The organism is Kitasatospora sp. NPDC093558 (assembly GCF_040683475.1).
GTDB lineage: Bacteria > Actinomycetota > Actinomycetes > Streptomycetales > Streptomycetaceae > Kitasatospora.
Map to the genome: position 1 here is coordinate 1 of NZ_JBFBDY010000354.1, position 6607 is coordinate 6607.

Sequence of the window (6607 nt, forward strand, 5' to 3'; positions counted from 1 at the left end):
AGCGTTCCGGGGAACGACAAAGGCCCAGATCAGTGGATCAACTCCACTGATCTGGGCCTCTGTTGCAAGTGCCCCCGGTAGGATTCGAACCTACGCACCCGCCTCCGGAGGGCGGTGCTCTATCCCCTGAGCTACGGGGGCCGGCACTTGCCGTCGGTGCCTTCGCTCCGACGTGGAGAACACTATCAGGCTCCGGCCGTGCTCCGTGCACGGGTTTTCACGACGGCGTCCACGACGGCTGCCACGACGGTGTCGCCGGGGTCCGGTCGGTGGAAGTCGGCAAAGGCCGGACGGGGCGGTGGCCCCGCCGATACCCTCGGTGAGGTGTCGGGAGAGTCCGGGCGGGTCCTCGTGGTGGACGACAGCGAGGTGATCCGCCAGCTGATCAGGGTCAACCTCGAACTCGAGGGCTTCGAGGTGGTGACCGCCGCCGACGGTGCCGAGTGCCTGGAGGTGGTCCGCCGGGTGCGGCCGGACGTGGTGACGCTGGACGTCGTGATGCCGCGCCTGGACGGCCTGCGGACGGCGGCCCGGCTGCGCGCGGCGCCCGGCACCAGCGGGCTGCCGATCGCGATCGTGAGCGCCTGCACGCCGGCCGATCTGGACCTCGGGGAGGCGGTCGGGGTGGACGGCTACCTCGGCAAGCCCTTCGATCCGGCGGACCTGGTCGCGCTGGTGCGGCGGCTGATGGCCCTGGGTGGACGGCCCGGCGGGTTTCGCCCTGAGCGAACAGAGCGCACCGATCGCGGCTGAGATCGCCGTCGGGGCGCTGTACGGCCGTCTCAACCGGCAAACCGAGTGGCGGGCGGGTGCCCCGTCTCGCCTACGCTTGGCGTCGTGACCCCCGCAGAACTCTCCCAGGCAGTCCAGGCCGCAGTGAGCGCCGCCGTCGAGGCGGGCGAGCTGGCCGTCGCCGTGCCCGAGCACGTGACGGTCGAGCGGCCCAAGAACAGGGACCACGGCGACTACGCGACCAACGTGGCCCTCCAGCTCGCCAAGGCGGCCGGCAAGCCGCCGCGAGCCGTCGCCGAGACGCTGGCCGACCGCCTGCGAGGGATCACCGGCGTCGCCAAGGTCGACATCGCCGGTCCGGGCTTCCTGAACATCACCCTGGACACCGCCACCGCCGGCGCGCTCGCCCGCACCGTCGTCGAGGCGGGCGAGGCCTACGGGCGCAACGAGGCCCTCAAGGGCCTGAAGATCAACCTGGAGTTCGTCTCCGCCAACCCGACCGGCCCGATCCACATCGGCGGCGTCCGCTGGGCCGCCGTCGGCGACTCGCTGGCGCGCGTCCTGCGGGCCTCCGGCGCCGACGTCACCACCGAGTACTACCTCAACGACGCGGGCGTGCAGATCACCAAGTTCGCCGCCTCGCTGCAGGCCGCCGCGAACGGCCGCGAGGTGCCCGAGGGCGGGTACGTCGGCGAGTACATCGTCGACATCGCCAAGGCGATCACCGACGCCGTCCCGGGCCTGCTCGACCTGCCCGAGGCCGAGCAGCTGCAGGTCTTCCGCACCGAGGGCCTCAAGCTCATGGTGGCCGAGATCAAGCGCTCGATGGACGAGTTCGGCACCCACTTCGACGTCTGGTTCTCGGAGAAGTCGCTGCACGACTCCGGCGCCGTCGAGAAGGCCATCTCCCGGCTGCGCGAGCAGGGCCACGTCTTCGACGAGGCCGGCGCGGTCTTCCTGCGCACCACCGACTTCGGCGACGACAAGGACCGCGTCCTGATCAAGGCCGACGGCGACACCACCTACTTCGCCGCCGACGCCGCCTACTACCTGTCCAAGCGCGACCGCGGCACCGACGTCGCGCTCTACATGCTGGGCGCCGACCACCACGGTTACGTCAACCGCCTCAAGGCCATCGCGGCCTGCGCGGGCGACGACATGAACCACAACATCGAGGTGAAGATCGGCCAGTTCGTGAAGATGCTTCGCGACGGCGAAGAGGTCCGCATGTCCAAGCGGGCCGGCAACATCATCACGATCGACGACGTCGTCGAGTGGATCGGCGTGGACGCCGCCCGCTACACGCTGGCGCGTTCGTCCACGGACTCGACGATCACGCTCGACATCAACGTCCTGACGAGCCAGAGCAACGAGAACCCGGTCTTCTACGTCCAGTACGCGCACACCCGGATGTGCGGCGTGGCGCGCAAGGCCGCCGAGCTGGGCGTCGACAAGGGCACGGCCGAGCAGTTCAAACCCGAGCTGCTCGCCACCGAGTGGGAGTCCGACGTGCTCGGCCACCTCGCCCAGTTCCCGGGCGTGCTGGCCGAGGCCGGCCAGCTGCGCCAGCCGCACAAGGTCGCCGTGTACCTGGAGACGCTCGCGGGCAAGTACCACCGCCTGTACGAGAACTGCATGTTCCTGCCCAAGGGCGACGAGGAGCTCAACGACACGCACCGGGCCCGCCTCTGGCTGGTCGAGGCGACGCGTACGGTGCTCGCCAACGGCCTGACGCTCCTGGGCGTGACGGCGCCCGAGCGGATGTAGGCACCACCCCCAAGCGCACTGCGGGGGGCGGCTGACGGTCAACGCGGACCGTCGCCGCCCCTCGCCATAGGTCTCGAAGGACGTTCTGCAGATGAGCCGCTCCGCACACCCCGCAGGCCCCCGGCACGGGGACGTGCTGCCCGAGGGCCACTACCAGGCCCCGCCGGCCGACCTGAACGCGCTCGACCCCAAGGTCTGGTCGCGCACGGTCGCCCGCGACGCCGACGGTGTGGCCACCGTCGCCGGGATCGACGTCAAGACGCTGGCGGCCGAATTCGGCACCCCGGCCTACGTCATGGACGAGGAGGACTTCCGCAGCAGGGCGCGCGCCTGGCGGGACGCCTTCGGCGCCGACGCGGACGTCTACTACGCGGGCAAGGCGTTCCTCTCCAAGGCGATCGTGCGCTGGCTGCACGAGGAGGGCCTGAACCTCGACGTGTGCAGCGCCGGCGAGCTGGTGGTGGCGCTGGCCGCCGGGATGCCGGCCGAGCGGATCTCGCTGCACGGCAACAACAAGTCGGCGGACGAGCTGGAGCACGCCGTCAAGGCGGGCGTCGGCCACGTCGTCGTCGACTCCTACGAGGAGATCGAGCGGCTGGCCGCGATCGCCGCCCGGCACGGCGTCCGCCAGCCGGTGCTGATCCGGGTCACCGTCGGCGTCGAGGCGCACACCCACGAGTTCATCGCGACGGCGCACGAGGACCAGAAGTTCGGGCTCTCGCTGACCGGAGGGGCCGCCGCCGAGGCGGTGCGCCGGGTGCTCGGCCACGCGAGCCTGGAGCTGCGCGGCATCCACTCGCACATCGGCTCGCAGATCTTCGACATGGCCGGTTTCGAGGTGGCCGCCCGCCGGGTGGTCGGCCTGCTCGCGCGGATCCGCGACGAGCATGGCGTCGAGCTGCCCGAGATCGACCTGGGCGGCGGCCTCGGCATCGCCTACACCAGCGACGACGACCCGCGCGAGCCCGCCGAGATCGCGGCCGCGCTGGCCGACATCGTCCGCCGCGAGTGCGCCGCCGCGAACCTGAACGCCCCCCGGCTGAGCGTGGAGCCGGGCCGGGCGATCGTCGGTCCGACCGCGTTCACGCTGTACGAGGTCGGCACCGTCAAGCCGCTGGAGGGCCTGCGCACCTACGTCAGCGTGGACGGCGGCATGTCCGACAACATCCGCACCGCGCTGTACGACGCCGAGTACTCGGTGGCGCTCGTGTCGCGCACCAGTGACGCCGAGCCGATGCTGGTCCGGGTGGTCGGCAAGCACTGCGAGTCCGGCGACATCGTCGTGCGGGACGCCTTCCTGCCGGCCGACCTCGCTCCGGGCGACCTGCTCGCGGTGCCCGCCACGGGCGCGTACTGCCGCTCGATGGCGAGCAACTACAACCACGCCCTGAAGCCGCCCGTGGTGGCCGTCAAGGACGGTGCGGCGCGGGTGATCGTCCGGCGCGAGACGGAGGAGGATCTCCTGCGCCTGGATATCGGATGACGAAATTCTTGTCTCAGATCATGGAACGACCGTAGATCCGTGCGGAAAGTCCCCGAGACTGGTACGGACCGAAGTTCCCGGCGGTCCCGAGAAAACCGCCGGAATTACCGAAGCACGATGAATGCAGAGCGGAGTCGGATGATGCGTACGCGCCCGCTGAAGGTGGCGTTGCTGGGCTGTGGTGTGGTGGGCTCCGAGGTGGCGCGCATCATGACGACGACGGCCGACGACCTCGCCGCGCGCATCGGTGCCCCGGTCGAGCTCGCCGGCATCGCGGTGCGCCGGGCCGGCCGGGAGCGCCCCGGCGTGCCCGCGCACCTGCTCACCACCGACGCCGAGGGCCTGATCAACCGCGGCGACATCGACGTGGTGATCGAGGTCGTGGGCGGCATCGAGCCGTCCAAACACCACATCCTGTCGGCGTTCAAGCAGGGCGCCTCGGTGGTCAGCGCCAACAAGGCGCTGCTCGCCCAGGACGGTGCCGAGCTGCACGCGGCCGCCGCGGCGGCCGGGGTGGACCTGTACTACGAGGCCGCGGTGGCGGGTGCGATCCCGCTGCTGCGTCCGCTGCGCGAGTCGCTCGCCGGCGACAAGGTGAACCGGGTGCTCGGCATCGTCAACGGCACCACCAACTTCATCCTCGACAAGATGGACACCACCGGCGCCGGCTACTCGGAGGCGCTGGAGGAGGCCACCGCGCTCGGCTACGCCGAGGCGGACCCGACCGCCGACGTCGAGGGCTTCGACGCCGCCGCGAAGGCCGCGATCCTGGCCGGGATCGCCTTCCACACCAAGGTGACCGCGGCGGACGTCTACCGCGAGGGCATCACCGAGGTGACCGCGGCCGACATCGCCTCGGCCAAGGCGATGGGCTGCGTCGTCAAGCTGCTCGCGATCTGCGAGCGGGCGGCGGACGGCGAGTCCGTGACCGCGCGTGTGCACCCCGCGATGATCCCGCTGTCGCACCCGCTGGCCTCCGTCCGCGAGGCGTACAACGCGGTGTTCGTCGAGGCCGAGGCGGCCGGGCGGCTGATGTTCTACGGCCCCGGCGCCGGCGGCTCGCCGACCGCCTCGGCGGTGCTCGGCGACCTGGTGGCGGTGTGCCGCAACAAGCTCAACGCGGCCACCGGCCCCGGTGACTCGGTGTACACCCAGCTGCCGGCCAAGCCGATGGACGAGGTGGTCACCCGCTACCACGTCAGCCTGGACGTGGACGACCGCGCCGGTGTGCTCGCCCAGGTGGCCTCCGTGTTCGCCGAGCACGGCGTGTCCATCGACACCGTGCGCCAGCAGGGCCGCGACGGCGACGCCTCGCTCGTCGTGGTCACCCACCGTGCCACCGACGCCGCCCTGTCGGCGACGGTCGACAAGCTCCGCGCGCTGGACAGCGTGCGGGACGTGGCCAGCATCATGCGGGTCGAAGGGGAGTAAGGAACTAGCCATGAACGCCGTTGCCGAGAACGTCGTCCGAGGCGCGCACACCCACCAGTGGCGCGGCCTGATCGAGGAGTACCGCGACCGCCTGCCGGTCACCGCGGCCACTCCGGTGGTCACCCTGCTCGAAGGCGGCACGCCGCTGGTCCCCGCCCAGGTGCTGTCCGAGCGCACGGGCTGCGAGGTCTACCTGAAGGTCGAGGGCGCCAATCCGACCGGCTCCTTCAAGGACCGCGGGATGACGATGGCCATCTCCAAGGCCAAGGAGGACGGCGCGCAGGCCGTCATCTGCGCCTCCACCGGCAACACCTCGGCCTCCGCCGCGGCGTACGCGGTGCGGGCCGGGATGGTGTCGGCCGTGCTCGTCCCGCAGGGCAAGATCGCCCTGGGCAAGATGGGCCAGGCGCTGGTGCACGGCGCCAAGATCCTGCAGGTGGACGGGAACTTCGACGACTGCCTGACGCTCGCGCGCGAACTGTCCGAGAAGTACCCGGTGGCGCTGGTGAACTCGGTGAACCCGGTGCGCATCGAGGGCCAGAAGACGGCCGCGTTCGAGATCGTCGACATGCTCGGCGACGCCCCGGACATCCACGTCCTCCCGGTCGGCAACGCGGGCAACATCACCGCGTACTGGAAGGGTTACCGCGAATACGCCACCGACGGCCTGGCCTCCCGCACCCCGCGGATGTGGGGCTTCCAGGCCGCCGGCTCGGCCCCGATCGTGGACGGCGCGCCGGTGCTCAAGCCGCAGACCATCGCCACCGCGATCCGGATCGGCAACCCGGCCTCGTGGGACTTCGCGCTCGCCGCGCGGGACGAGTCGGGCGGCCTCATCGACAAGGTGACGGACCGTCAGATCCTCTCCGCCTACCGGCTGTTGGCCGCACAGGAGGGCGTCTTCGTGGAGCCCGCCTCGGCCGCCTCGGTGGCCGGTCTGCTGGCCAAGGCGGAGGCCGGCCTGGTCGACCCGGGCCAGCGGATCGTCTGCACCGTGACCGGCAACGGCCTCAAGGACCCGGACTGGGCGGTGGCCGGCGCGCCGCAGCCGCAGGTCGTCCCGGTCGACCCGGAGGCGGCGGCCCGGCGCCTCGGCCTGCTCGGCTGAATCGTTGACGCCCCGTCGGGCCGCCCCGGTCGGGGGTCGGGCCGCCCCCGGAGTACGGTGTCACAATTTTGTTAATTTCGCATAGC

Annotated in this window: 5 protein-coding genes and 1 tRNA gene; 5 read left to right on the plus strand and 1 reads right to left on the minus strand. The window is 71.2% G+C overall.

Annotated features, from left to right (window positions below; all coding sequences use genetic code 11):
• Positions 1-69: 69 nt before the first annotated feature.
• Positions 70-141, minus strand: a tRNA-Arg gene (locus AB0O00_RS26120).
• 183 nt (positions 142-324) lie between these two features.
• Here AB0O00_RS26120 and AB0O00_RS26125 point away from each other — a divergent pair.
• The 5 genes from AB0O00_RS26125 to thrC all read left to right on the plus strand — a co-directional run bounded on the left by AB0O00_RS26125 (position 325) and on the right by thrC (position 6521).
• On the plus strand, positions 325-753 hold the full coding sequence (locus AB0O00_RS26125; RefSeq protein ID WP_363655680.1) for a response regulator: 429 nt from the start codon (positions 325-327) through the stop codon (positions 751-753).
• Positions 754-837: 84 nt separating this feature from the next.
• Positions 838-2499, plus strand: coding sequence for an arginine--tRNA ligase (argS, locus tag AB0O00_RS26130; protein WP_363655682.1), 1662 nt, complete (start codon positions 838-840; stop codon positions 2497-2499).
• A 91-nt stretch (positions 2500-2590) separates the two neighbouring features.
• Positions 2591-3982 carry a diaminopimelate decarboxylase gene (lysA, locus tag AB0O00_RS26135; protein WP_363655684.1) on the plus strand — a complete coding sequence of 464 codons (1392 nt, stop codon included), beginning with the start codon at positions 2591-2593 and terminating at the stop codon, positions 3980-3982.
• A 138-nt stretch (positions 3983-4120) separates the two neighbouring features.
• On the plus strand, positions 4121-5413 hold the full coding sequence (locus tag AB0O00_RS26140; RefSeq protein ID WP_363655685.1) for a homoserine dehydrogenase: 1293 nt from the start codon (positions 4121-4123) through the stop codon (positions 5411-5413).
• Between the two features lie 10 nt (positions 5414-5423).
• Positions 5424-6521, plus strand: a complete 1098-nt coding sequence (gene thrC, locus AB0O00_RS26145; protein WP_363655687.1) for a threonine synthase — start codon at positions 5424-5426, stop codon at positions 6519-6521.
• The last annotated feature ends 86 nt before the right edge of the window (positions 6522-6607 follow it).

Excerpts from the sequence above, each read along its gene's own strand:
- AB0O00_RS26140 (WP_363655685.1), top strand. The coding sequence starts at position 4,121 with ATGATGCGTACGCGCCCGCTGAAGGTGGCGTTGCTGGGCTGTGGTGTG.
- lysA (WP_363655684.1), top strand. The coding sequence starts at position 2,591 with ATGAGCCGCTCCGCACACCCCGCAGGCCCCCGGCACGGGGACGTGCTG.
- thrC (WP_363655687.1), top strand. The coding sequence starts at position 5,424 with ATGAACGCCGTTGCCGAGAACGTCGTCCGAGGCGCGCACACCCACCAG.